The organism is Rhizobium sp. CB3090, from assembly GCF_029714285.1.
Classification (GTDB): Bacteria; Pseudomonadota; Alphaproteobacteria; order Rhizobiales; family Rhizobiaceae; genus Rhizobium.
This window is the reverse complement of sequence record NZ_CP121662.1, coordinates 1,698,386-1,720,660: the sequence shown is the minus strand read 5'-3', so window position 1 is coordinate 1,720,660 and position 22,275 is coordinate 1,698,386. Positions and strand designations below refer to the sequence as shown.

Here is a 22,275-nt window from a genome sequence, read left to right as displayed (position 1 = left end):
AATTGCTTTAAATAAAGCATTTGTAGCGAAATGAGCCATTCTAAGCGCGACAATGCTTCAAATTTGATCCTCAGTAAGTCCTGCCTTTCGAAAATTCGCCTTTTCCGGGAACTTCAATTCGCCAGGATTGAATGTGAGGGTAAGTCATGTTATTGCATTTGCAAGAAAGCTTGGCGAGATAGCGGACGCTAGGCTGAATATCCTTGTTCATAGTAGCGTCGGGAATGAGGCCCGAGGCTGAACTATGGGTAAGGGCAGGAGGGCAATTTGCTGGCACTCTTTCATGCCTTCTCCATGAAATGCACCCAGATTCAAAGGGCAATCAAGCTGGGTGACGATGAACTTGTCGGTTCACTCGACCGGGAATTGGAGCCGCTCGTTACAGCGATCCTGGCCTACAAAGCCACCAGCCTTCTCGAAATGTATATGCAATTGCAATTTATGAGCAATCTCATCCGCGAGGAATCGGATGACCGCTCACGGGTGATGCGCAACTCAGCGTCGCTGTCGTCGTTGATCGATCGCTACTTCGGCGGCGCCAGCGAGGCTGCGGCAGAAGTGCTGATGGCATTTTCCACAGGAAAGAACGAGCACGAAGGTGAGGGCGCCGGTTTCGACGAGGACAATGTTCTGAACGACGTCATCCTCGACAGCCTGCCGGACCGTGTCGCGGTCATTACGCGCGACTACCGCTATCTCTATAGCAACGCAGCCAATTCCGAATACCTGAAATCGAAGCCAATCGAGCTGGTCGGTCGGCATCTTTCCGAATTCATCGGTTCTGAATTGTTTGAAGGCTGCTTCAAGGCCAAGCTGGATGCCTGTTTTGCCGGCGAGACGGTCGATTGCCACTATCCGGCCTATCGTCCGATGGATGTCAACACGACCTTGCATTGCCGGATGACGCCGCTGCGCGCCACCAAGCCGAGAGGCGAAGTGATCGGGGCGCTGGTGGTCGTGCATGAAGTCGGTGCCGTTTCGGCGAATATGCTGGTAGCCTGATCGTCCAGCTTTTGAACGACAATCGTTCGATAGCGCCCGCAACGTGCGGGCGCTATGCTATTGTCTTTCTCCCTCTGTCGCCTAAAGTCGTTAAGGCGAGCAAACGGTTTGCTCTCTTGCGAACCTCTTGCCCGCTTCAGGAGAGGCAGGTCTTCAGCGAATTGGCGATGCCGCGCATTAAATCGAAATAGAGATTCGGCCCTTGCGGAAGCGTCGCCGCTTCCGGGTCGAGCACGCCTGATTTAGCGGATGTGCCCTCGATGACGACGTTGACCAGCTTCGGCTCGAATTGCGGCTCGGCGAAGACGCAAGTTGCGCCGAGATCGGCGACCTTGCCGTGGATTTCGGCCACCCGCTGCGCGCCGGGCATGCTTTCCGGGCTTACCGTGATCGAGCCTGCGACATGCACGCCATAGCGGCGCTCGAAATATTGATAGGCATCGTGGAAGACGATGAAAGGCTTATTCTTTACCGGCGCGATGGTCGAGGCGATTTCCGTATCGAGCGCATCCAATTTGTCGTCCAGCGCCTTCTGGTTCGCCTCATAGGTCAGTGCATTGGCGGGATCGGCTGCGACCAATGTGGTGGTGATCTCAGCCGTCATTGCCTTGGCATTGTGCGGATCGAGCCAGAGATGTGTGTCGAACGCTCCATGATCATCACCATGATCATGAGAATCGCCCGCGTCTGCCGCCGGTTCGTCGCCGTCGTCATCCGCTTCGAAAGCGCCGCCCTGGCGGAATTTCAGTTTGGTGATGCCCGGCGTCTCATCGAGTTCGACCACAAGGGCGTTCGAGCCCAGGGCCGAAAGCGGCTTTTCCAGGAAAGCCTCCATGCCCGGACCGACCCAGAAAACCACTTTGGCACTTTCCAGCGCCCGCGCATTCGAAGGCTTCAGCGCATAGGTGTGCGGTGAGGCCGCGCCCTCGACGATCAAGTCAGGCGTGCCGACGCCCTGCATGATCGCGGCGACGAGCGAATGAACCGGTTTGATCGATACGACTACTTCCGGCGGATCGCCGGCAAGTGCGGGAACGGCGAAGAGCGAGGAGAAGAATAAGGAAGCGGTGAGGGGGAGGATGGTCTTTGCCAGGGTCATGCGATACTGCCCTTGAATGGGTTCTGTTATGTTATTACATCAATTGCGTTATGCTATAACGTGTGCGATAGCAGGACGCAACAGCGCAAGTGGAAATTTCATGCTTTCTTCCGCGGACAATAAGAGCCGGCCTCTGGTGTCGCTCCATGACGTCGGCGTCCGCCGCGGCGGCCGCTGGCTGGTGCGTGGCGTCGATTTTTCGGTGAGCCGCGGCGAAATCGTTACTCTGATCGGCCCGAACGGTTCCGGCAAATCCACCAGCGCCAAGACCGCGATCGGCGTGTTGAAACCGGATGAAGGCAGCGTCGAGCGCATTGCCGGGCTCAAGGTCGGTTATGTCCCGCAGAAGCTTGCCATCGACTGGACCCTGCCGCTGAGCGTGCACCGCTTGATGACACTGACTGGGCCCTTGCCGGAAGCGGAGTTGAAGGCGGCTTTGGAGGCAGTGGGTATCGCCCATCTCGCCCAATCGGAGGTGCAGCATCTTTCCGGCGGCGAATTCCAGCGAGCCTTGCTGGCGCGCGCCGTTGCTCGCAAGCCGGACCTGCTGGTGCTGGACGAACCGGTGCAGGGCGTCGATTTCAGCGGCGAAATCGCGCTTTACGACCTCATCAAGTCGATCCGCAATTCTCAGGGCTGCGGTATTCTGCTGATCTCGCATGATCTGCATGTCGTCATGGCTGCGACAGACACGGTTGTCTGCCTCAATGGTCATGTCTGCTGCCGCGGTACACCGCAGGCGGTTACCCAGAGCCCGGAATATGTGAAGCTGTTCGGCTCGCGAGCGGCCCAGTCGCTGGCGATCTACAGCCATCATCACGACCATACGCATCTGCCTGACGGCCGCGTGCAGCATGCCGACGGCTCGATCACCGATGATTGCCGCGCCGACGACGGCCATCACGACCATGGTCACGATCACGGGCACGAGCATGCCCACCACGATCATGATCATGACCACCACGCCGCAGGAGAACGCCATGTTTGACGATTTCTTCCTGCGGGCCGTCGTTGCGGGCGTCGGGCTGGCGCTGACGACCGGGCCGCTCGGCTGCTTCATCATCTGGCGGCGCATGGCCTACTTCGGCGATACGATCTCGCATTCGGCACTGCTCGGTGTGGCGCTGTCGCTGCTCTTCCAGCTCAATCTGACACTCTCTGTCTTCGCGGTGGCGGCGGCCGTGTCGATCCTGCTTCTGTTCCTTCAGCGCCGGCAGGCCCTGTCTGCGGATGCGTTGCTCGGCATTCTGTCGCATGCAACGCTGGCGATTGGCCTCGTCATCGTCGCTTTCATGAGCTGGATAAGGATCGATCTTATCGCTTTCCTGTTTGGCGATATCCTCGCCGTCAACCGCTCGGATATCGCCCTGATTTGGGGCGGCGGCATTCTCGTATTGGCGGCGATCGCCTGGCTTTGGCGGCCGCTGCTCGCCTCCACCGTCAATCCGGAACTGGCCGAGGCCGAGGGTCTGGAGCCGGAGAGGGCGAAGCTGTTCTTCATGCTGCTGATGGCAGTCGTTATCGCCATCGCCATGAAGATCGTCGGCATCCTGCTGATCACCGCGCTGCTGATCATCCCCGCCGCCACCGCCCGCCGTTTTGCCGCGACGCCGGAGATGATGGCTGTTTTTGCTTCGCTGATCGGCGCCGTCGCCGTGGTCGGCGGACTATTCGGTTCGCTGCGTTACGACACGCCCTCCGGTCCGTCGATTGTCGTGGCGGCACTCGTTCTGTTTATTATCAGCCTGCTGCCCCTTGCCCGCAGGGTTGGCGCGCCGGCGGCGCAGCAGGGAGGACAGGGATCATGACCACTCCGACACTCACCAAGAACCAATCGCTCGTTTTCGATGTCCTGACCAAGGCGGAGGCGCCGCTCAGTGCCTATACCATCCTCGACAAGCTGCGCGACCATGGTTTCCGCGCGCCGCTGCAGGTCTACCGGGCGCTGGACAAGCTGCTGGAATATGGCGTCGTCCATCGCCTTGAGAGCATCAACTCCTTCGTCGCCTGCGCCCATCCGGACGAGAATTGCCATAGCCACGGCCTCGTCGCCTTCGCCATCTGCGAAAGCTGCGGCCAGGTGATCGAATTCCACGATCATCAGGTGGATCACCGGCTGATGGATTGGCTGAAGTCGCACAAGTTCAAGGCCGAGAAATCGACCATCGAGATTCGCGGCCATTGCGCGAGTTGCGCGGCCTGAATGTCTGCGAGGCGCTATCCTGAAGCTCCGCGCCTTTTGGAACCCTAATCCAGTCTTTTGAGGTCGCGGGCAAAACGCTGCCAATTGGCGACATAGTTGCGGGCCGAACGGCGCAGGCCTTCGATGGCAGCCTCGTCCAGCATGCGGATCGCCTTGGCGGGGGCGCCGACAATCAAGGAGCCGTCTGGAAATTCCTTGCCTTCGGTCACCAGTGCATTGGCGCCCACAAGGCAATTGTTGCCGATCTTGGCACCGTTCAACACGGTTGCGCCCATGCCGATCAGTGAATTGTCGCCGATTGTGCAGCCATGGATAATGGCATGGTGGCCGATGGTGCAGCCTTCGCCGATCGTGGTCGGGAAGCTGGGATCGGTATGCACCATCGTCCCTTCCTGGATATTGGTGCCTTTGCCGATGACAATAAGCTCGTTGTCGCCGCGCAGGACTGCGCCGAACCAGATGCCGACATCTTCACCGATCTCAACCTTGCCTATCACATTTGCGTCGGGCGCGATCCAATAGCGGCCGGGGCCAGGCGTCTTCGGGACCAGGCCGGAAAGGGCATAGAGCGGCATCTTATTTCTCCTCGATCAAACGACGTTCAGCACCAGCGATGCGACGCCATCGACGGCGCAGCTTATCTTGTCGCCGCGCGCCACCGGCCCGACGCCGGCCGGCGTGCCGGTCATGATGACATCGCCGGGCGCCAGCGTGAACAGCTTGGAGAGTTCGGTGATGATTTCCGGTACTTTCCAGATCATCTGCGACAGGTCGCCCCTTTGCGCCGACTCGCCATTGCGCATCAGCCAGATGCCACCCATGTCAGGATGACCGACTTTTGTTGCGGGTGCGAGAGCGGAAACGGGGGCAGAATGTTCGAAGGCCTTGCCGACTTCCCAGGGGCGGCCAAGCTTCTTGGCTTCGCCCTGCCGGTCGCGGCGGGTGAAATCGATGCCAACGGCATAGCCGTAGATACAATCCAGCGCCCTTTCGGCCGGGATATCGGCACCGCCGCTTTTCAGCGCAACCACCAGTTCCACCTCATGATGCACATCCGAGGACAGCGGCGGATAGGGGAAATCGCCATTCGGCAAGAGATTGTCGGGGTTTTTCTGGAAGAAGAAGGGCGGTTCGCGGTTGGGGTCGTGGCCCATCTCGATCGCGTGGTCGGCATAATTGCGGCCGACGCAATAAACGCGGCGCACGGGGAAAAATGCGGTTTCGCCTTCAATCGGCAATAGAACGGGCGCGGGCAGGGGGATGACGGTGGCAAGCTGTTCGGTCATGACAATCTCTTCACATAATTCGTCTGCTGCCAGAAGATCCATGCCCTCCGACTCCACCGCAACCTAGCACCAATAGAGTGGAGGGGAAAACCAACCTTCTGGAACCTTTCGGTGTAAAGTTCCGGACAGGTGGGTTTCCAGCCGTGAGAGGTGGGAGGCAAAATATTTGCCGTAGCTCATAGACGTGCTCATCTGTGCAGATTGCACGAACTATGGCATAACTAAACTATGGCGATACATGTCTTGGGGGTCCATACCGGTCGCGTCAGGACAGAACAGGGGACGGGCAATTCGCTGGCCGCCGCCTATTCTGTGGCGGTCCTCTGTTGGCTGTTGTCATCCGGCGTCTATATCGCCGCGAAATGGGTCTCTCACGAAATGCCCCCTTGGGCGCTTTGCTTCTGGCGCGTGCTAATCGCCTGGGCCATCCTGTTGCCGATCGTGCGCCGGCATTTTGGCGCGATGTTTGCGCTCGCGAAGGCCCGTCCGCTGGCGCTCCTCTGCATCGGCGGCATTGGGCTTGCGATCTGCCAGGGCCTGCTCTTCACTGGCCTGCAACATGCGGATGCCACGACGGCCGGCATCATCATGGCCCTGATCCCCATTCTCACCATGGTTCTAGCCCGCCTCCTTCTTGGCGAGCCGATGGGAACCTGGCAGGTGACGGGATCAATCATCGCCTTTCTTGGAATCGTGGTCATCGTCATCAAAGGCAGCCCGGCGGCATTGATGCGTCTCGATATCAATCCGGGAGAACTGTGGATCGTCGCCGGCTCTTTCTGCTTCAGTCTCTACACTGTCCTGCTCCGCCGCGCGAAATTCGATATAGAGCGCCTTCCGCTCCTCGTACTGCTTTTGGGCGCCGCGGTGCTCACGGCACTGCCTTTCTACCTCTGGGAGCTTGGGTCCGACGAGCGCTCGACGCTCAACGGCAATGGGTTGATTGCACTTGCCTATGTGGCGATCCCAGGCGGGGCCATGACCTACTACCTTTTCAATCGGAGCGTCGAGGCGCTGGGTGCGGCCCGGGCCGGCCTGATGCTCTATCTCCAGACCATCTTTACCGCCGTGCTCGCTTACTTGCTTCTCGGCGAGCAGTTGCGGTCCTATCATCTTGAGGGCGCAGCGATCATCGTCGTTGGCCTGCTGCTCGTCACCCTCCTTAAGCAGAAGGCCGAACCTGCGGCGGTAAGGCCTTGATGCCGAGAGTGGCGTTGCTGGTCATCTCGGCACGGGGCTTTGCGCTTTGACGCCGTCTCGCTTTATTCCTATCTGTGCTGTATATCGCCTCTCGAAATCGTGCCCATCTTGTTGCTGCGCGCCTTCTAGGATCGCTTCGACGCAGTAATAGACGCTTGGAATGGGCAAAGAAAATTATGCGAGTAAACAAGACATGACCGAATCGGCAGAAAAGCCCGGAATGCAGGCGGATAGCCTCTATACGCGGAAGCCCGTTTTCGCCGTCGCTCCCATGATCGACTGGACGGATAGGCATTGTCGGTACCTACATCGGCAGATCAGCCGGCATGCGTTGCTCTATACCGAAATGGTGGTTGCGGATGCGATTATCCATGGGCCGCGCGATCGGCTGCTGGGTCATGACGCCAGTGAGCATCCTGTGGCGCTGCAGGTGGGCGGCTCCGATCCCGCCAAGCTTGCGGAGGCGGTGCGGATTGCCGAGGCCTATGATTATGACGAGATCAACCTCAACGTCGGCTGCCCGTCGGATCGCGTGCAGTCGGGCACGTTCGGCGCATGCCTGATGCTGACGCCGGAGACGGTGGCGGATTGCATTGGCGTGATGAAGAGGGTTTCCAAGGCGCCGGTTACGGTGAAATGCCGAATCGGCGTCGATGAGCAGGAGCCGGAAGAGGCGCTGCCTGAGCTGATCACCCGCGTGCTCGATGCCGGTGCCGACGCGATCTGGATCCACGCCCGCAAGGCTTGGCTGAAGGGCCTGTCGCCAAAGGAAAACCGCGAAATCCCGCCGCTGGATTACGAGATCGTCTACCGGATGAAAGAGCGTTGGCCCGATGTCTTCATCGGCATCAACGGCGGCATCCAGACGCTGGATCAAGCCGAAGCGCACCTTGCCCATGTCGACGGCGTCATGCTCGGCCGCGCTGCCTATCAGAACGCCGCCATCCTCGCCGATGTCGATCAGCGCTTCTATGGCGAACCGTCCGCTGAGCCGGATTGGAACGACCTGCGCGACCGAATGATGGTCTATACGGAGCGCCACATCGCCCAGGGCGGACGCCTGCAGCATGTCGCCCGCCACATGGTCGGCCTCTTCACCGGCCTGCCGGGCTCTCGCCGTTACCGCCAAATACTCTCCACCGATGCCAACAAGCCGGGGGCGGGGCCGGAGGTGATCGCGGCGGCATTTGCGGCGGTGGATTTTGCCGGCGAGGGCGAGCGGGTGAGCGCTTAACCAATTACCCTCGCCCCATCGGGGATCCGAAGGACCGGGGTGAGACCCGTGGCTAAACCCCGGTATGGGTCGCGCGTAAGCGCGGAGCGAGGGGGCGTTACCGGGAAATTGCCCTTCGCTTGCGCTCACGGCCCGCATCGCTGACGCTCTGCGGCCCCCTCATCCGCCCTTCGGGCACCTTCTCCCCGCTGGGGAGAAGGGGAAACGCAAAACGGCGCGGTTTGCACCACGCCGTTCGAAATCTTATCCGGTAATCAACTCAGACTTAGGAAGCCTTGATGTTGACAGCCTTCGGGCCCTTGCCCATGCGATCCGGCTCGGTGTCGAAGGTGACCTGCTGGCCTTCGCGGAGCGACTGGATGCCGGAAGCCTGGAGAGCGGAAATATGGACGAATACGTCCTTAGCGCCGCCGTCCGGGGTGATGAAACCAAAACCCTTGTCCTGGTTGAAGAATTTTACGATGCCCTTGGTGGCCATTGGGATAGTCCTTTTCCCTTCAGTCTGAATATTCTGTCCAGGAATTTTTTCCCGGACGGCTTTGCCTCCGCCATGCGAAAGCCAGTCGAGAAGTTCACGTACGGGGAAAGAACGTCTACGCAGAGGATAAACCTCTGTAGGCTGCCTCGCGTAGTCGGCATTGCCAAATCAGTCCAGTCACCGGCATGCAAATGCCCGAGCGCGCATATGGGTGACAGGATTTGCGACAAAAGGCAAGGGGCAATATTGGGGCGAAGCGGGAATGAGGCCGGATAGGAAGGAGATTTCAAGGGGTTGGAGAGGTGACGCATGCGCCGGCGACGGCCGCCCTTGTTTCACTTTGGTACTACGATGCGGCGAGAATTACCCGGATACCGATCAACGGCGTCGCTTCGACGACAATTTATTTGCGATGAGTCATTCGGATAATAGCGGATCAAACCACTTCGATTTTGAAATCCGTGCCCTCCCATCGCTGCGTATTCGTCCAGAAGATCGTGAAGACGATCGTGCCCGGGCCGAGCGTCTTCGTCGGCAGGTCGCAGACATAGGTGCCGAAGCCGGTGTCGCGAGCCTGCGTATCGGTGAAGTTTGCCCAGCCGTCGGTGGACCAATGCACCAGGGCAGGCTCGGGCAATTCGATGCGCAGGGCGCGGCCTGCTGCCATTTGGCTGCGCTTGTTGGTCAGGCGCCAGGCGAAGGGCGCGGGCGCCGGCTTTGCGCCGACATAGCGGGCAAAGGTCTGAGGCGGCATATCGAAGATCACGCCGTCGCGGATCGAGCGCAGCAGCTTGATGTGTTCCGCATGCGCCCAGACGAGCGGCATGGCGCTGCCGGAGGGGCGACCGAGAAAAAGCTCGCGTTCCGGCACGTCGTCGCTGTCCCAGATCTGCTCGGGCAGGAGCCCGCCTTCGCTTGCCGAGGCTTCCAGCGCTGCCAGCAGGCGCCGCGCCTCATCCGGCCGTCCGGCGGAGAGTTCATAGTGGGCGCGCTCTCCCGTCAGCAGCGGCCAGAGCCTCCCGACACCGCTGCCGGCGAAGGGCGCGCCGCCGGTGCGCTCGCCGTAGCCGTCGTCATTGTAGCGGTACCAATAGGGCCCGGCGGGGAGCTCGCGCCGCAACTCCGAATCGATTGCCTTGACGGTGCCGATAATGCGCGGATCGTCGGCGGCGCGGAGGCCGAAGCGTACCAGCGCCAGAGCATCCGGGCTGAGAAGGAGGTCCGCCTCCACGACTTCTTCCCCGTCGTCGCGATTGCGGATGGGAATGAAGTCACGCCGCAGTGACGAACTGCCGTCCGTGGCCGATGCGATGCGCACGTAATAGCCCTCAATGCCGAGACTGTGCGACAAGTCCGTATCGGTGGCGTAGGTCCATTCCTCTATGCGCTCGTTCCAGCCGTCGGCCACCTCGCGCAAATATTGCGCCGCCGGCAATCGGCCTGCCGCTTCCACCGCATCGGCGGCCGCGAGCAATCCGGCGATCTCGACGGCAAGCGTGAAGGGCGAGTAGCCGGCATCCTCCTCCCAGCGATCCTGCTGGGTGGCGGGACCGTTTTTGACGATATAAGCCGCAGCGGCCTCGATCATCGGCAGGTAGCGGCCGCTCTCGGAGGCGTCGATCGCGCCGGCGCGCAGCAACATGTCGTATAGCAGGATCGGAAAGGCTGTCTCGTCCATCTGAATGCCGTACCAGTAGGGTCGGCCGTCGAGCCAGGCATTCTGCACCCAATGGCCATCCGCCTCCTGGATCGCCGCGAGATAGTCGAGCACGGAACGCGCGTCGGCCCTGGCGCCGGCGGCAAGCAGCGCGCCGGCGGTTTCCACCAGATCGCGTGTCCAGACCAGGTGATAGCCGCCGAGATCGTCGTCGCTCTTGCTGAAACCCCACGGGATGGAAAGGCTGGCGATGATGGCGCCGGAGGCATCGTCGCGATGGGTGGCGAGCACGCCGGTACTGACGCGGTATCGGTTGAGCTGGTTGGGATCATGGGGCTCGTCCAAGGCCAGCAGGCCGGCCTGCCACTCCCGCCAGCCGCTGCGATAATGCTTCAGCGCCGGCTCGACGCCCTGTTCCAAACTGAGGACGGCACGGAAGGCAGCCTCCTCCGGCTGCGTACCGAAGCCGATGGCGATCAGCGCGCGCCCCTCGTTCGCCCCGATGTCGAGCGTTCCCGACAGCGCGACGTTGCCGGTAGTGGCGCAGCGGTACTCCTCCTTCAGGCTCTCGCCGCGCGACAGTGTTTGCCAGCCGTCGGAGAAACCGACATAGCCTACCGAACGCGCAAGCCAAGGCACCGAGGCGGCGACCGCGAGCACCCGACCGGAACCCTCGGCAAAAAGCATCGGCCTGCCTTTGAAATCGGCGTACCAGCCCGTGTTATCGGAGCCGCCATTGACCAGATGCGGCGCCACGAGGGCATGCAGCCGGTAGTCGGAGAGTTTGCCGATGAGCGCCTCGAAATGGAGGTCCTGCAGCACCACCTCACGCTCCGGGTCCGAAAGGATGGTTTTGGTGATGCGATAGCGGCCGTCGCGGGCGGTATTGACGAGGCGAAAAGCCGGGACGCCGTCCTCGATCGCCTCCACGCGATGATCGGCGTCGCGCTTCTCCTCGGAGAAATAGCCGTCGGCCGTCACCATGAAACCGAAATCACGGACGCAGGCCATATCGAGGCGCGGCGCGTAAATCTCGTTGAGGATGCCATGGCTCGCCGTGAACCAGACGTTGCTTGCCGTGCTGACGGCAGTGCCGACGGCGCTCTTGTCGCTCGAGGTCCAGCGGGGCTCGATGCCGGGAGCACCGGGCGGGACTACGGAACCGGGTGGCTGTGTCGGAAAGGCCAAGTGTCGATCCTCCGCTCCTATGCGCGCCTCTGCGGCGAGCCATCCTGGATTGAAATCACGCGATCTGCAATACGCCTGGGCTTGACAGCCGGTGCCGAACTTGCGCCCGATAGGGCGGGGGAGCGACGAAGGGCCGGACCCAAAGAGGAGCGCTAGACATGGATGACATGACGGAAGCACCCGTAGCAGAGCAAACACGCGATCATGGCAAGCCGAAGGCGCGGGCGGCGCCGGCCAGCCCCGTTGTGCTTGCCGTCGATATCGGCGGATCGCATGTGAAGGTGGAGCTCAGCAGTGGCAGCGAGCGACGGGCGGTCGCGTCAGGGCACCAAATGACGGCGGCCAAGATGGTGGCGGCGCTGCGCGATCTGACGGCCGACTGGCATTATGACCTCGTCACCATGGGATACCCCGGACCGGTAGTCGCGCATCGCCCGGCCGCGGACCCGTTCAATCTCGGGACGGGATGGAAGAATTTCGATTTTGACTCAGTCCTCGGCAAGCCTGTGCGGATGGTCAACGACGCGCTGATGCAGGCGATCGGCAGCTATGAGGCCGGCCGTATGCTCTTCCTCGGCCTGGGTACCGGCCTCGGCTCAGCCATGATTGCAGAGAGCGTTTGCATGCCCCTGGAATTGGCGCATTTGCCCTACCGCAAGGCGACGTTCGAAGACTATGTCGGCGAACGCGGCCTCGAGCGTCGGGGCAAGGGCAAATGGCGAAAATCGGTCTTCGATGTCGCCGATCGTTTGGACAAGGCCCTGCTGCCGGACTACATCGTCATCGGCGGTGGCAATGTCGACCGGCTCAAGGAACTGCCGCCGAAATGCCGGCGCGGCAATAACGACAACGCCTTCCGCGGCGGTTTTCGGGTGTGGTTGGATGATAGTCTGCGGCTTTGAACCGCAGCAAGGCAGGCACTATACTGGATCGATGGCGCCCCTCGGTGTCTAATTGGGCATCACGCGATATACACACGCAGTTCCCTCGACGCCCCGGAGAGGAGCCTCGAAAGCAACCAGCCTTTGGCCGGCAAGGAGTTGGCTGACGCCCGGCGCCGAAAACAGGGCTTCGGAAATGCAAATTTCTCCTGCGCCTGCCAATGACTGCACGCGTGCGGCCACATTGACCGTCTGGCCGAAATAATCGAGGTTTTCGTTCAGGCTCACGGCGATCGAGGGGCCGCAATGGGCTCCGATCTTCAGGATAAGGCTGGGGTCGCCATGCTGAGCATTGTAGCGTTCGATGACCCCCAGAATGTGCAGCGCGGCCGAGACGGCATCCGCCGGTCGGGAGAAAGCAGCCATCACAGCGTCGCCGATCGTCTTGACGATCGCGCCCGAATGCTCCTGCACCGTCGCGCCGAGCAAGGCGAAATGCTCGCGAACCAGCGCATAGGCATTGAGATCGCCAAGCCGCTCATACATGGCGGTCGACCCCTTGAGGTCTGTGAACAGCAGGGTCACCTGACGGATACCGAGACCTTCCTTCTCGTCGACGTTTTCCGAGCGGAACAGGCGCCGGAAGGTCTGCCGGGCAAGCAGCATGCCGCCCGACATGTAGGGATCGAAGTCGAGAGCCGGCTTGATCGTCTGGGCCAGGATTTCCGGTGGCCAATTGATCAGCAGCAGCGAGCCGCGTGCGGCGCCGGAATTCTGCACGTCGATGATGACAGGGCCGGGCGGCACTGCCGGCAGCGAAGCGGAAAAGCGCTGCCCGTCATATGCGATCCGCAGGTGCGTCGGCACTGTCGCGGGCTCGCCCGCGACAGGCAACGCGAAACTCGCCTGGGTCTGGACATTGATGCCTGCCAGGGCGCCGGGACCGAGTTCCGCCGTTAAGGTCGTGATCGAGCCTGGCGGCAGGAAAGAGAGGCCGCGAACCAGCCCCTGCAGGACGTCGAGAAAGCGGATCGGTTGGCCGGGTATCCGCGCGTCGCTCAGGAATCGCGCCTTCCAGTGAAAATCCTCGACGGAAAGCGAGGCGGGATCATGAAACGACAGGCGGCGGAGGTTTGGCGACACCGTGAAGGTGACCTCGATGAAATCGTCGAGATTGGTTTCGCCGCTGACATCGCAGAGGCCACAGACATAGTGTGTCTTCAACGTTCGCAAGGCGCCGAAACTGTCGAGCACCATGCCGGATTGGGGACACACCACGTCCCAGCTCATCTCGAACAATCCGCTGCGGGTCGCATGGAGAAACAGATCGATGCTCTCCGCCTCCGCAATGGCGCGGTCGCGAGCGAAGGCGAGGGGATTGACGCGGAAGAGAGACAAGTCATCACCGCTGCGGATCAGCGTTTCGAATTTGGAGATGACCCTCGGGCTCCAAGACCGGGCCTGCTCGATCTCGGCGATCTTGCTTTCAAGGAGCCGTTCCTGAACGTCCGTCATGTGGCACCTGTGTTTCGGCTATTGATCAGGTTTGGCCGTGGCTTGGGAGGTGTTTTGGCTGTTTGAGATTATAGCAGAGAATGGGGTACGGGTCTGCTTCGGGGCATCCATGACGGCGAGTTCGGCGGGCTTGAGGCCTTTGATTTCATTTGCAGCTGGCATAGCCAAATCGGTCCAGTCATCGGCATACAAATACCCAAGCGGGCATATGACGGCATTTGCGACAAAAGGTAAGGAGAATATTGGGGCGAAGCGAGAATGAGGCGAGATATTACTATTGCAAAATCAACCTATACTAGTAGTATTGTGTCGGGGGACAGAATGGCAATTAGAAACCTTCCGCTTAGTTCGCTTGAGGTCAATCGTGCCAACGATAGGCATGGAGAACTCGAAAACGAAACTGCAGCTATCGCTTGGCTCTTCAAAGAGCGCGAGCAGCATATGCGTAACCTTGCAAAGGATATCGTCGATCGCGGTGAGATATACGAGTTTCCGCTCGTCTCGCTAGATGGGGGGCAAGTACATAGTGTTCGACGGCAACCGAAGGGTCACTTGTCTGAAGTTGCTCGACGATCCTCGCCGTGCGCCAACGGTTGAACTTCAGGCTTTATTTCGTGAGCAGCGGGCGCGCTGGAAGGGTCCATTCCCCGAGAGTTTCCATTGCCAGGTTGAAACCGATCGGGATCGAGTTGACGAGATTCTTTACCGCAGGCACACCGGTACCCAGAACGGCATCGGCCAGAGCACATGGGACGACCGAATGAAGGCGACCTTTGTCGCCCGTACGGGCAAGGGTAGCGGACCTAGTGTTGCCGATGAGATCGAGAAACGCCTGGCCAATGCCCACCTTTTGCCGTCTCGCAGAAAGATTCCACGGTCCACACTCAACCGCTTGCTTTCGGCAGAACCGTTCAGGACGCGGGTTGGCATCAGCATGAAGGGCGGCAGGTTCGCGTTCACACATGACGAAACGATGTCCCTTAATGCGCTAGCCCGGATCGCGAACGATCTTGCAAGCCGCAAAGTCGTGCTGGGCCATATCTGGGACGTCGATGGGAAAGAGCGGTACCTCAACGAGCTCGAAAGCGAGGGCGTCCTTCCAGGCTCGAGCCATATACTCGCGAAGAGTGACGACACGAAGGTCACATCAAAGACCGTTAAGCCCAAGCCGACCGCAAAGGTCACCCCAACAGTCCGTACGACGCTCATTCCCCATAAAGATTTCGCTTTCAACTGGCCCGGCCGTCTTCAACGGCATCATCAGATTTGGGAGGAGCTTCAGTTCCATCTTGATCTGAGAAAGCATTCTAACGCTGTTTCGGTGCTGTTGCGTGTTCTCATTGAACTGGCCTTGGAGAACTATATCAGCATAGCTGGCGTCTCAGTCCACGACAACGACAAGCTCGCGACTCGACTGGAAAAAGCGGGTCTCCATCTCCAGGCAGCTAGCAAGCTCGACGGTAAACAGATGGATGTGATTCGCAAGTTCAAGCAGGGCGACAAGCTGATCTCAGCCGACACGCTAAACAAATACGTTCACTCATCGAACTTTGCTCCGTCGCCGGAACATCTCATGTCGATGTGGGACAGTCTGGCAGACGTGATTGTGCTGTTTCTCAAAGCTTAGCTGGATTTTCTTCTCGCCGCCTTGAGGCGCTTCCCAGCCGAAACCGCCAATCTCCCAGGCTCCCGCCACCACATCCTCATAGGACCAGACGCGCGGCTTTACCCGAATAATCAGCTTGTTCCGGCACCGGCTTCTCCGTCCTGCCGACGGTCATTTCGTCCAGCGTGTTCTTGCGGAAAGAGGGGCGTGCCGGCCTCGATGACAAGCACGGCAGGAAGCGGCACGCATTCACACAATGCGTTTGCCTTGGTCATCGAGAACCTGCTCGCCGTCTTCCTTGGTGAAGGGGCCTTTGTGGGTGTCGGGCAGGATATCCAGAACGAGCTCGGAAGGGCGGGCAAGGCGGGTGCCGATCGGGGTGATGACGAATGGGCGGTTGATCAGGATGGGGTCCTTCAACATGGCGTCGAGCAACTGATCGTCGGTCAGGTCCGGATTGTCGAGGCCGAGTTCGGCGTAGGGCGTGCCCTTCTCGCGAATTGCCTCGCGGACGCTCAAACCTGCATCCGCAATCATCTTCACGAGCTGTTCGCGGGTCGGCGGATTTTTCAGATATTCGATGACAGTCGGTTCGATGCACGCATTCCGGATCATCGCCAGCGTATTGCGCGACGTGCCGCATTGCGGATTGTGATAGATCGTGACGTCCATGGTCATGGGGCGGGTTCCGTTTCCGTAAGAGTTTGAGGATTGCGGGCTTCCATCAACAGCCAGCCAACGAGCATCAACGCCAGCAATGCGCCCAGGACTTCCGCAACGATGAAGCCCGGCAGATCGACAGGGCGGATGCCCGCAAAGGTGTTCGTCAGCGAGCGGGCGATGGCGACGGCCGGATTGGCGAATGAGGTGGAAGCCGTGAACCAGTAGGCTGCAGTGATATAGAGACCGACCAGCCATGGCACTGCTTCGGACCGAAAACGCAAGCCGGCGAGGATCACGAAGACGAGGCCGAAGGTGGCCGTTACTTCCGCGAGCCATTGCGCGCCGCCGGTACGGATGGTGGTCGAGGCCTGAAGCAAGGGCAGTTCGAACATGGCATGCGCAAGGATGGTTCCGACAATGCCACCAAGAATTTGCACGACGACATAGGCCAGAGCCGACATCGCGGTCAGCCCGCGACGGAGGGCGAAAACCAGCGATACGACCGGGTTGAAGTGAGCGCCGGAAACCGGCCCCAGCACGGTGATCAGTACGACAAGGATCGCACCCGTCGCAAGCGTGTTGGCGAGCAATGCCAGGGCCGTATCGGCCGTCAGCCTGTCCGCCATGATGCCCGAACCGACGACGGTCGCAACCAAAAGCGCTGTGCCGAGAGCCTCAGAGGCAAGGCGGCGGGAGAGCGGAAAAGAAGTCATAGCTTCAGACCACCGGCCAAATCAGAACGTTCATTGAATTTTTTCCTCAGCAGGCGCGCAGCAGGCGGCAACCTTGGCCGTTGGTGCGCAAATTTCGGGACGGCCCCCGCAGCAATCTTCCATCAGGAAGCGCACGAGGCCACCGAGCGCATCGTAATTGGCGGTGTAGATGATGGAGCGGGCTTCGCGCTGTTGGCTGACGAGGCCGGCCCGATCCAGTTCCTTGAGATGAAACGAGATGTTCGAGGGCGATACGTCGAGTCTTTCCGCAATTGTTCCTGCCGACATGCCATCGGGACCGGCAACAACAAGCATACGAACGATCTGCAGTCGGGTCTCCTGAGAGAGTGCACCGAATGAAGCGAGGGCTTGACGTTCATCCATAATTCAATAATCCTTGAAATATTGAAAAGATGGGTACCTGAAATGAACGCGATCGACAAGGCCCTTTCGTCGGATATTAACCTCGGTCTTTTGCTTGAGACCTTGGCAGCTTCGCGCGATCTGCCCCTTGTGTTCCGCTATGAGGGGCGGGCGGTGAAGCCGGGCTATCATGTCACCGAAGTCAAGGCCGGGCAGTTTTCAGCACTGGACTGCGGGGCCAATCCGGAAGCATGGGCCGAGATTTTCGTACAGCTCTGGGATATCGAGGAAAGTGGCCGCACCCATATGCCTGCAGGCAAGTTCGCTGCCATCATCCGCAAGGTTTCCGAGCATGTTCAGCTTGATGGCTCGGCGAAGCTGACCTTTGAGGTAAGCGATGGTGTCCAGCCGATGCAGCTCTATTGCGCATCGGCTCCTGTCATCAGCGATGCTGCGGTATATGTCGAACTCGTCCCACGCGCGGCGAGTTGCAAGCCACGTGACCGGTGGTTGGCTGAAGAAGCGCAAGTGGCGGCTTGCTGCAGATCGGCGAATGCAGCCAAGTGCTGCGGGTAGTCCGGGGTGACAGCAGTGAGCCGCAAGTTGCCACGAGAAAACTGAAACCGCCTACCTACCGGGCCGTCCCGTTTTTCCCTTCGTCCGGCCCTTGCGTTGCTTCTCGTCCACGGCATCCTCGTAGGACCCGACACCCGGCTTTGCGCGGATGATCGGCTTGTCCGGCACCTTGCCGAGTATCGGCTTCTCCGTCCTGCCGACGGTCATTTCGTCAAGGCTATTCCTTCGGAAATAGCCTTGAGTTCTTGCTTGCTCGGACTCGCTATCTTGCCCGGCTGTGCCGGACAAGGCGTCCGAGCCGGTATTCTTGCGGAAGAGGGGCGTGCCGGCGTCGCTGCCCGGGCCCATTTCGTCGAGGTTGGGCTTGGCGAAGTAGCTGGGTCCGTGGATGTCGCTTTTCCCCTCCCCAACCCTCCCCACAGGGGGAGGGAGTCGACCGTGGGTGGGGCGGCCTTTTTTCGGTTGCTTGAACCTTCGATGTTCTTCGCCTCCTCGCGGGCCATCGGATCGTCCATGACGGCGAGTTCGGCGGCTTTGAGGCGCTTGATTTCGTCGCGCAGTCGTGCGGCCTTTTCGAAATCGAGGTCGGCGGCGGCGTCGCGCATTTGTTTTTCCAGCGCGTTGAGATGGGCCTGCAGGTTGTTGCCGACGAGGTGGCCGCCGTCGGCAAAGCCCTTGCCGGAGACGCCGGTGATGTCGGCGCGGACGTGGTCTTTCTCGTAGACGCTGTCGAGGATGTCAGAAATCTTCGCCTTCACGGATTCCGGCGTGATGCCGTTTTCCTCGTTATAGATCATCTGCTTTTCGCGGCGGCGGCTGGTCTCGTCCATCGCCCGCTGCATCGAGCCGGTGACGGTATCGGCATAGAGGATGACCTTGCCGTCGACGTTACGCGCCGCGCGGCCGATCGTCTGGATCAGCGACGTTTCCGAGCGCAGAAAACCTTCCTTGTCGGCATCGAGGATGGCGACGAAGCCGCATTCGGGAATGTCGAGACCTTCGCGCAAGAGGTTGATGCCGACGAGCACGTCGAAAGCACCCAAGCGAAGATCGCGGATGATCTCGATGCGCTCCAGCGTGTCGATGTCGGAGTGCATGTAGCGGACGCGCACGCCCTGTTCATGCAGATATTCGGTCAGGTCCTCGGCCATGCGCTTGGTCAGCACGGTGCAGAGGGTGCGGTAGCCCTTGGCGGCGGTCTCGCGGATTTCGCCGAGCACGTCATCGACCTGGGTGCGGGCGGAGCGGACTTCGACCGGTGGGTCGATGAGGCCGGTCGGGCGGATGACCTGTTCGGCAAAGACGCCGCCGGATTGTTCCATCTCCCAGCCGCCCGGCGTCGCCGATACCGCGATCGTGTCCGGGCGCATGGCGTCCCATTCCTCGAAGCGCAGCGGCCGGTTGTCCATGCAGGAGGGGAGGCGGAAGCCGTATTCAGCCAGCGTCGCCTTGCGCCGGAAGTCGCCGCGATACATGCCGCCGATCTGCGGCACGGTGACGTGGCTTTCGTCGATGAAGATGATGGCGTTGTCGGGGATATATTCGAACAGCGTCGGCGGCGGTTCGCCGGGATTGCGGCCGGTGAGATAGCGCGAATAGTTCTCGATGCCCTGGCAGGAGCCGGTGGCTTCCAGCATCTCTACGTCGTAGCGCGTGCGCTGCTCCAGGCGCTGCGCTTCCAGCAGGCGGCCGGCCTTTTCCAACTCGGCGAGGCGGAGCCTCAGCTCCTCCTTGATCGCCTTGATGGCGCCGTTCAGCGTCGGGCGCGGCGTGACATAGTGCGAATTGGCGTAGATCTTCACCGATTTCAGGTCGCCGGTCTTCTGCCCGGTCAAGGGATCGAATTCGGTGATGGCATCGATCTCGTCGCCGAACATGGAGATGCGCCAGGCGGCATCCTCCAAGTGGGCCGGGAAGATTTCGATCGTATCGCCTCGGACGCGGAAGGAGCCACGGATGAAATCCATGTCCCGGCGCTTGTATTGCTGCGCCACGAGGTCGGCCAGAAGCTGGCGCTGGTCCAGGCGGTCGCCGACATTCATCTGGAAGGTCATGGCCGTATAGGTCTCGACCGAGCCGATACCGTAGATGCAGGAGACGGAGGCGACAATGATACAATCGTCGCGTTCCAGCAGCGAACGCGTCGCCGAGTGGCGCATGCGGTCGATCTGCTCGTTAATCGAGGATTCCTTCTCGATATAGGTGTCCGAGCGCGGCACATAGGCTTCCGGCTGGTAGTAGTCGTAGTAGGAGACGAAATACTCGACGGCGTTGTCCGGAAAGAAGTTCTTGAACTCGGAATAGAGCTGCGCTGCCAGTGTCTTGTTCGGCGCCAGGATGACGGCCGGTCGTTGCGTCGCCTCGATCACCTTGGCCATGGTGAAGGTCTTGCCGGAGCCGGTGACGCCGAGCAGCACCTGGCTGCGGTCGCCGTTTTCCAGGCCCTCCACCAGGTCGCGGATCGCCGTCGGCTGGTCGCCGGCCGGCTGATATTCCGAGGCCATACGGATGCTGATGCCGCCTTCCGATTTCTCCGGGCGGGCAGGGCGGTGCGGCGTCCAGATCTTGCCGTTCTTGTGCAGCGGATTGCCGCTTTCGATCAGCGCCGACAGCGCCTCGACCGTGGCGGTGACGGCCGTCCCGGCATTGACGGCGTCCTCCAGTGTCGTGTCCATGCCAGCCACCGGATTGAGCCCGGCGGCAGCCCGTGTTTTCGGGTCGGTCGAACCGCCCATCGACGTGCCGCGCGCCGATTTCGACGCCGCGATCTCCACCTTCTTCCGATGCTTGCCCGCCTTGGAGGCGATCTCGCGCTGACTTTCGACGCTGGTGGCCTCAGCCTCCGCTTCGAGCTGCTTCACCCAATCGGCGACGCTGCCGCTGAGCGGCGCACCTTCAAACGAGGCCTGCGGCGCCTCTTCGAAACCGGTCGGGGCGGGGGAGTTTTTCGGTGATTTTGCCATGGGCGGAATATGGAGGGAGTCACGGTCGATGTGAAGAGGGAAAGAGTACAAAAGGGAAACGGATGGTTGATTTTCCGCTCCTCGTCATCACGCAAAATGTGATGGAACCGAAAGATGGCCGAGGCGTTGGCGGGACGCTGCCCCAGACATCCGCCGGCTCGATGCGCGAGCGCTGGAGGAAAGGCCCGCCGCAGCGTCAAACCTGCCCGGCGAAGTGCCGGGTCCCCCCCTGCTTCGACGGCATCCGGAATTGCCCGCTTCGCCGCCGCCATCCGGTCGGAGGACCATGATGTCAGCATTGGATAGTTTACGCTCTTTGTCCCCACAACAACGCAACACCGTCATCGCCGCCTATCTCGGCTGGACGCTGGATGCTTTCGATTTCTTCATATTGGTCTTCGTTCTCAAACATATCGCCGAAGAGTTCCATACCGACGTTCCGACGGTCTCCGTGGCGATCTTCCTGACGCTTGCCATGCGGCCGCTCGGGGCGCTGGTCTTCGGGCTCGCCGCCGACCGCTACGGCAGGCGGGCAACGCTGATGGTGGATGTGCTGCTTTACTCGATTTTCGAGTTCCTCACCGGCTTTTCGACCGGTCTCACGATGTTTCTGATATTGCGAGCGCTCTTCGGCATCGCCATGGGCGGCGAATGGGGCGTCGGCGCGTCGCTGACAATGGAAACTGTGCCCGAGGAGTCGCGCGGCATCATCTCCGGCATTCTGCAGGCCGGCTATCCCTCCGGCTATCTGCTGGCGTCGATCGTGTTCTTCCTGCTGTTCCCGATCATCGGCTGGCGGGGCATGTTCATGGTCGGCGCTCTGCCGGCGCTGCTGGTGCTCTATATCCGTCGCAACGTCGAGGAATCGCCGGCTTTCCTGGAGCGCCAGGGGAGGCCGCAACAGTCGTTCGTCAGCGTGCTGCGCGGGAACATTCCGCTGTTCCTGTGGGCGGTGGTGCTGATGACCGCGTTCAATTTCTTCAGCCACGGCACGCAGGATCTCTATCCGACCTTCCTCGAAGTGCAGCGGCAATATAGCAGCTACACGGTCGGCGCCATTGCCATCGTCTATAATATCGGCGCGATCATTGGCGGCTTGTTTTTCGGGGCCTTGTCGCAGCGCATCGGCCGGCGGCGGGCGATCGTCATCGCTGCGGCGCTGGCAATCCCGGTCGCCCCGCTATGGGTCTACGCGCCTGGGCCGGTGCTGCTCGCCGTCGGCGCCTTCCTGATGCAGTTCTTCGTGCAGGGCGCCTGGGGCATCGTGCCGGTGCATCTCAACGAGTTGTCGCCAGACGAAGTGCGCGGTACATTCCCCGGCTTCGCCTATCAGCTCGGCAACCTGCTCGCATCCGGCAATGCAACGATCCAGGCGGGCCTGGCGGCGCGTTGGAACGGAGACTACGCCTTTGCGCTGCTGATCGTGTTGATCATCGTCGCGGTCATCGTGGCGCTGTTCTCCGGTTTTGGTTTCGAAAAGAAGGGTATCCGCTTCGGCGATAAGAGGGCAGAGGAACCCCAGAGCGCGATACCGATCTGATCGCCGCGCCTTCGCCGGAGCACGGCCGGCGGCTCATCGCCGTCGGCCTCCAGCCCAGAGCAGTTCAGCGTTTCACGAAATCGCTTTCCCGTTCTATGTCTTTGTTTT

General features: G+C 60.7%; 19 protein-coding genes and 1 pseudogene. 10 read left to right on the top strand and 10 right to left on the bottom strand.

All coding sequences use genetic code 11. The features are described 5' to 3' along the window. Nucleotides 1-267 precede the first annotated feature (267 nt). On the top strand, nucleotides 268-1,002 hold the full coding sequence (locus tag QA646_RS08360; protein ID WP_283058603.1) for a PAS domain-containing protein: 735 nt from the start codon (nucleotides 268-270) through the stop codon (nucleotides 1,000-1,002). Between the two features lie 136 nt (nucleotides 1,003-1,138). Here QA646_RS08360 and QA646_RS08355 read toward each other — a convergent pair whose 3' ends face one another. Beyond that, complete coding sequence (locus QA646_RS08355) at nucleotides 1,139-2,101, bottom strand: zinc ABC transporter substrate-binding protein (protein ID WP_283058602.1); 963 nt, start codon at nucleotides 2,099-2,101, stop codon at nucleotides 1,139-1,141. Nucleotides 2,102-2,201: 100 nt separating this feature from the next. Here QA646_RS08355 and QA646_RS08350 point away from each other — a divergent pair, with 100 nt between their 5' ends. The 3 genes from QA646_RS08350 to QA646_RS08340 are packed head-to-tail and all read left to right on the top strand — an operon-like array spanning nucleotide 2,202 to nucleotide 4,304. Next, nucleotides 2,202-3,089: a metal ABC transporter ATP-binding protein gene (locus tag QA646_RS08350; protein WP_283058600.1), complete on the top strand. Its 888-nt coding sequence runs from the start codon at nucleotides 2,202-2,204 to the stop codon at nucleotides 3,087-3,089. Continuing rightward, on the top strand, nucleotides 3,082-3,909 hold the full coding sequence (gene znuB / locus QA646_RS08345; protein WP_283058599.1) for a zinc ABC transporter permease subunit ZnuB: 828 nt from the start codon (nucleotides 3,082-3,084) through the stop codon (nucleotides 3,907-3,909). The genes QA646_RS08350 and znuB overlap by 8 nt, the downstream gene beginning before the upstream one ends. Next, a complete protein-coding gene (locus QA646_RS08340; protein WP_283058597.1) occupies nucleotides 3,906-4,304 on the top strand; it encodes a Fur family transcriptional regulator in 399 nt (132 codons plus the stop codon). The genes znuB and QA646_RS08340 overlap by 4 nt, the downstream gene beginning before the upstream one ends. 44 nt (nucleotides 4,305-4,348) lie before the next feature. On the opposite strand, the gene QA646_RS08335 is transcribed toward QA646_RS08340, so the two are convergent. Continuing rightward, nucleotides 4,349-4,879 (bottom strand): gamma carbonic anhydrase family protein, encoded by a 531-nt coding sequence (locus QA646_RS08335; protein WP_283058596.1) that lies wholly within the window; start codon nucleotides 4,877-4,879, stop codon nucleotides 4,349-4,351. A 15-nt stretch (nucleotides 4,880-4,894) separates the two neighbouring features. Then, a complete protein-coding gene (locus tag QA646_RS08330) occupies nucleotides 4,895-5,590 on the bottom strand; it encodes a fumarylacetoacetate hydrolase family protein (protein ID WP_283058594.1) in 696 nt (231 codons plus the stop codon). 228 nt (nucleotides 5,591-5,818) lie between these two features. Here QA646_RS08330 and QA646_RS08325 point away from each other — a divergent pair, with 228 nt between their 5' ends. Further along, complete coding sequence (locus tag QA646_RS08325; RefSeq protein ID WP_283058593.1) at nucleotides 5,819-6,790, top strand: DMT family transporter; 972 nt, start codon at nucleotides 5,819-5,821, stop codon at nucleotides 6,788-6,790. A 220-nt stretch (nucleotides 6,791-7,010) separates the two neighbouring features. After that, entirely contained in the window at nucleotides 7,011-8,024 is a 1,014-nt protein-coding gene (dusA, locus tag QA646_RS08320) for a tRNA dihydrouridine(20/20a) synthase DusA (RefSeq protein ID WP_283059009.1), read from the top strand. Between the two features lie 265 nt (nucleotides 8,025-8,289). Here dusA and QA646_RS08315 read toward each other — a convergent pair whose 3' ends face one another. Beyond that, the gene (locus QA646_RS08315) at nucleotides 8,290-8,502 is read right to left on the bottom strand and encodes a cold-shock protein (protein WP_028752932.1); all 213 of its coding nucleotides are present in this window, start codon (nucleotides 8,500-8,502) and stop codon (nucleotides 8,290-8,292) included. A gap of 436 nt (nucleotides 8,503-8,938) precedes the next feature. Continuing rightward, nucleotides 8,939-11,347, bottom strand: coding sequence for a glucan 1,4-alpha-glucosidase (locus QA646_RS08310; protein WP_283058591.1), 2,409 nt, complete (start codon nucleotides 11,345-11,347; stop codon nucleotides 8,939-8,941). Between the two features lie 167 nt (nucleotides 11,348-11,514). Here QA646_RS08310 and QA646_RS08305 point away from each other — a divergent pair, with 167 nt between their 5' ends. After that, nucleotides 11,515-12,249 (top strand): ROK family protein, encoded by a 735-nt coding sequence (locus QA646_RS08305; RefSeq protein ID WP_283059008.1) that lies wholly within the window; start codon nucleotides 11,515-11,517, stop codon nucleotides 12,247-12,249. Between the two features lie 48 nt (nucleotides 12,250-12,297). Here QA646_RS08305 and QA646_RS08300 read toward each other — a convergent pair whose 3' ends face one another. Continuing rightward, nucleotides 12,298-13,743, bottom strand: a complete 1,446-nt coding sequence (locus tag QA646_RS08300) for an adenylate/guanylate cyclase domain-containing protein (RefSeq protein WP_283058589.1) — start codon at nucleotides 13,741-13,743, stop codon at nucleotides 12,298-12,300. Nucleotides 13,744-14,269: 526 nt separating this feature from the next. On the opposite strand from QA646_RS08300, the gene QA646_RS08295 reads away from it, so the two are divergent. After that, nucleotides 14,270-15,370, top strand: a complete 1,101-nt coding sequence (locus QA646_RS08295; RefSeq protein ID WP_283058587.1) for a hypothetical protein — start codon at nucleotides 14,270-14,272, stop codon at nucleotides 15,368-15,370. A 228-nt stretch (nucleotides 15,371-15,598) separates the two neighbouring features. On the opposite strand, the gene arsC is transcribed toward QA646_RS08295, so the two are convergent. Genes arsC through QA646_RS08280 form a run of 3 tightly spaced genes read right to left on the bottom strand, consistent with a single transcriptional unit; the run spans nucleotide 15,599 to nucleotide 17,109 of the window. Beyond that, nucleotides 15,599-16,027 carry an arsenate reductase (glutaredoxin) gene (arsC, locus tag QA646_RS08290; RefSeq protein WP_283058586.1) on the bottom strand — a complete coding sequence of 143 codons (429 nt, stop codon included), beginning with the start codon at nucleotides 16,025-16,027 and terminating at the stop codon, nucleotides 15,599-15,601. Further along, nucleotides 16,024-16,725 carry an MIP/aquaporin family protein gene (locus QA646_RS08285; RefSeq protein WP_283058585.1) on the bottom strand — a complete coding sequence of 234 codons (702 nt, stop codon included), beginning with the start codon at nucleotides 16,723-16,725 and terminating at the stop codon, nucleotides 16,024-16,026. The genes arsC and QA646_RS08285 overlap by 4 nt, the downstream gene beginning before the upstream one ends. A 30-nt stretch (nucleotides 16,726-16,755) precedes the next feature. Further along, a complete protein-coding gene (locus QA646_RS08280) occupies nucleotides 16,756-17,109 on the bottom strand; it encodes a metalloregulator ArsR/SmtB family transcription factor (RefSeq protein ID WP_283058584.1) in 354 nt (117 codons plus the stop codon). A 42-nt stretch (nucleotides 17,110-17,151) separates the two neighbouring features. Between QA646_RS08280 and QA646_RS08275 the strand changes: the two genes are divergently transcribed. After that, nucleotides 17,152-17,664, top strand: coding sequence for a DUF6428 family protein (locus tag QA646_RS08275; RefSeq protein WP_283058583.1), 513 nt, complete (start codon nucleotides 17,152-17,154; stop codon nucleotides 17,662-17,664). A 51-nt stretch (nucleotides 17,665-17,715) separates the two neighbouring features. Here QA646_RS08275 and uvrB read toward each other — a convergent pair. Beyond that, nucleotides 17,716-20,627 (bottom strand): annotated as a pseudogene (gene uvrB / locus QA646_RS08270) (excinuclease ABC subunit UvrB). Between the two features lie 289 nt (nucleotides 20,628-20,916). Between uvrB and QA646_RS08265 the strand changes: the two are divergent. Continuing rightward, nucleotides 20,917-22,167 (top strand): MFS transporter, encoded by a 1,251-nt coding sequence (locus QA646_RS08265; protein WP_283058581.1) that lies wholly within the window; start codon nucleotides 20,917-20,919, stop codon nucleotides 22,165-22,167. The last annotated feature ends 108 nt before the right edge of the window (nucleotides 22,168-22,275 follow it).

What these genes read in the sequence shown, in the direction of transcription:
- QA646_RS08350 (WP_283058600.1), top strand. Translation starts at nt 2,202, where the DNA reads ATGCTTTCTTCCGCGGACAATAAGAGCCGGCCTCTGGTGTCGCTCCAT.
- QA646_RS08335 (WP_283058596.1), bottom strand. Translation starts at nt 4,879, where the DNA reads ATGCCGCTCTATGCCCTTTCCGGCCTGGTCCCGAAGACGCCTGGCCCC.
- QA646_RS08330 (WP_283058594.1), bottom strand. Translation starts at nt 5,590, where the DNA reads ATGACCGAACAGCTTGCCACCGTCATCCCCCTGCCCGCGCCCGTTCTA.
- QA646_RS08305 (WP_283059008.1), top strand. Translation starts at nt 11,515, where the DNA reads ATGACGGAAGCACCCGTAGCAGAGCAAACACGCGATCATGGCAAGCCG.
- QA646_RS08315 (WP_028752932.1), bottom strand. Translation starts at nt 8,502, where the DNA reads ATGGCCACCAAGGGCATCGTAAAATTCTTCAACCAGGACAAGGGTTTT.
- dusA (WP_283059009.1), top strand. Translation starts at nt 7,011, where the DNA reads ATGCAGGCGGATAGCCTCTATACGCGGAAGCCCGTTTTCGCCGTCGCT.
- QA646_RS08275 (WP_283058583.1), top strand. Translation starts at nt 17,152, where the DNA reads ATGAACGCGATCGACAAGGCCCTTTCGTCGGATATTAACCTCGGTCTT.
- arsC (WP_283058586.1), bottom strand. Translation starts at nt 16,027, where the DNA reads ATGACCATGGACGTCACGATCTATCACAATCCGCAATGCGGCACGTCG.
- QA646_RS08285 (WP_283058585.1), bottom strand. Translation starts at nt 16,725, where the DNA reads ATGACTTCTTTTCCGCTCTCCCGCCGCCTTGCCTCTGAGGCTCTCGGC.
- QA646_RS08300 (WP_283058589.1), bottom strand. Translation starts at nt 13,743, where the DNA reads ATGACGGACGTTCAGGAACGGCTCCTTGAAAGCAAGATCGCCGAGATC.
- QA646_RS08355 (WP_283058602.1), bottom strand. Translation starts at nt 2,101, where the DNA reads ATGACCCTGGCAAAGACCATCCTCCCCCTCACCGCTTCCTTATTCTTC.
- QA646_RS08265 (WP_283058581.1), top strand. Translation starts at nt 20,917, where the DNA reads ATGTCAGCATTGGATAGTTTACGCTCTTTGTCCCCACAACAACGCAAC.
- QA646_RS08325 (WP_283058593.1), top strand. Translation starts at nt 5,819, where the DNA reads ATGGCGATACATGTCTTGGGGGTCCATACCGGTCGCGTCAGGACAGAA.
- znuB (WP_283058599.1), top strand. Translation starts at nt 3,082, where the DNA reads ATGTTTGACGATTTCTTCCTGCGGGCCGTCGTTGCGGGCGTCGGGCTG.
- QA646_RS08280 (WP_283058584.1), bottom strand. Translation starts at nt 17,109, where the DNA reads ATGGATGAACGTCAAGCCCTCGCTTCATTCGGTGCACTCTCTCAGGAG.
- QA646_RS08340 (WP_283058597.1), top strand. Translation starts at nt 3,906, where the DNA reads ATGACCACTCCGACACTCACCAAGAACCAATCGCTCGTTTTCGATGTC.